This window comes from Bacillota bacterium (assembly GCA_024655925.1).
GTDB lineage: Bacteria > Bacillota > DTU025 > DTU025 > JANLFS01 > JANLFS01.
On the sequence record JANLFS010000222.1, the window covers coordinates 1 to 1,648 of the forward strand.

Sequence of the window (1,648 nt, forward strand, 5' to 3'; positions counted from 1 at the left end):
GCCCCCTTCGCGCAAGTTCTTTCATGCGCTCTATGTTGTCGACGCCGGCACTTGCATACGTGTAAAGGTACATAGAACCATCCGAGAACTGCACTCTGATGAAGTCATCACCGATCTGGTACGCGACGACGCCTGAGTCACCACCTAGGTTTGCGTATCTTTCCATAGTTCGCTCCTCCTTTCGGTTTGTGCGCCTGCTTGCGCGACCGAGCGACCCGCTGTTCGGGCGGTAGCCCGGAGCGCTCTCAGTCCTGTAACGCTTCTTGGGCTCAAACCCGTCGCCGTAAGTACCGCGTTCCTGACCCCGAAGAACAATGACTTCTTGCTCTACCGTCGTGGCCTGAGTATACCATAACCACAAGCGGATCGCCAGCCCTATTCTGAACCTTCACCACCTCGTAAGCAATCGACCAACCTCATTCAACAGCTCATCACCTGCCCCCCACATAGGAAACTCATTATACGCATAACACCGCCGTCGATCTGGACTCGTTGCAGCCCTTCGGCCACGTGCTTCTTGGTCCCAATGCCCGCCCGCTACGCGACCGATACTGTTTCCCCGTGCAGGTCGTAAGAAGCTCCTAGCAGAGCCAGCGGGCGAACTACTCGGACATCACTGTCAATTAGGGGGATCCGCATATCCGTTCCCGGTTGTGGACCGCGCGGGCCAGCCGAAACGAAGCCGGCGTCTTAGGTCGCGATGCGCGCCTTGCGCTTGAGGCGCCCACGACGCCGACAGGCCACCTTCGGGAGCGGAGCCTGCTCCCCCGTCGAGGCGGGTCGACGCTTGGCCTGCGCGCTGCTCGCAGGAAGGCCCAGGGTGCCGTAAGCCCGGACTCCCTCGCCCGGTTGCTTGCAGCCCATGTTGCGCATCGAGCAGAAGGTCCACCAGTCACATCAGGGTGAGAAGTTCGTTGCCTCGCCGAATCCTCCTATCAGTGCTGCTGTAAGAGATACGATACAGTAGAAAGCAATCCCGATCGTAAGTCCTGCTACGAGATTGTGTCCTCAGACAGCAAAGGCGCGGGTCAGGAAACTAGGGCTGAGAATCCTGGTTCGGGGTAGCGCTTCCTCGAGCTTGCCCGGCCGGCTTTGAAGCTCCCGCACTTGCGCTTCAATGTCACTCACCTGCTTCTGCAGGGACACAACATTGTCGGCGGAAAGGTCCATATCGGACATAACTCGCCTCCCTCGGCCTGATCCTCCATTATCTTGACCATGATGGCTGGTCTTACGATTTGCGCGTCAGTTGCAGGCGGAGCAAGTCAAGCACTGTCAGCCGCATCGTTTCTTAGCTGGCCGTTGGCCGAGTCTAAGCCAAAAGCGCAGCCATGCTACTGGCTTGGCTGACGCCTTCCTCGAAACTGCTTGTATCTTTGCAGTTGCCGGGGATGGTGGCCTCATTATGCGCGCTTCCTCCCGGACTGCAAAGGGCCGATAGAGGATATGCTGATCATACGCAATTTCGCGGGCAAGTCAACGTCGTGGCAGGGTGCACCCAAGATCGGTCAGCGTATTGGCAGTCAGGCACCCTGCCGGGGGCGTTCTGCCGGCAACCGCGCTTTGCGCTTCGCACGCGCCCGGTGCACGGCCTTTTGTTGGGGGTTTGGCGGGTTGCCGCGTCTGGCCGCCCGCGGGCGGCCAGACG

General features: G+C 59.5%; 1 protein-coding gene. It reads right to left on the reverse strand.

Features of this window, described 5'->3' with window-relative positions; genetic code table 11:
• Positions 1-1,008 precede the first annotated feature (1,008 nt).
• Positions 1,009-1,179 (reverse strand): hypothetical protein, encoded by a 171-nt coding sequence (locus NUW23_16300; GenBank protein ID MCR4427708.1) that lies wholly within the window; start codon positions 1,177-1,179, stop codon positions 1,009-1,011.
• Positions 1,180-1,648: the final 469 nt, after the last annotated feature.

Bases quoted from the DNA above. Each gene is read 5' to 3' on its own strand.
- NUW23_16300 (MCR4427708.1), bottom strand. From the start codon at position 1,179: ATGTCCGATATGGACCTTTCCGCCGACAATGTTGTGTCCCTGCAGAAG.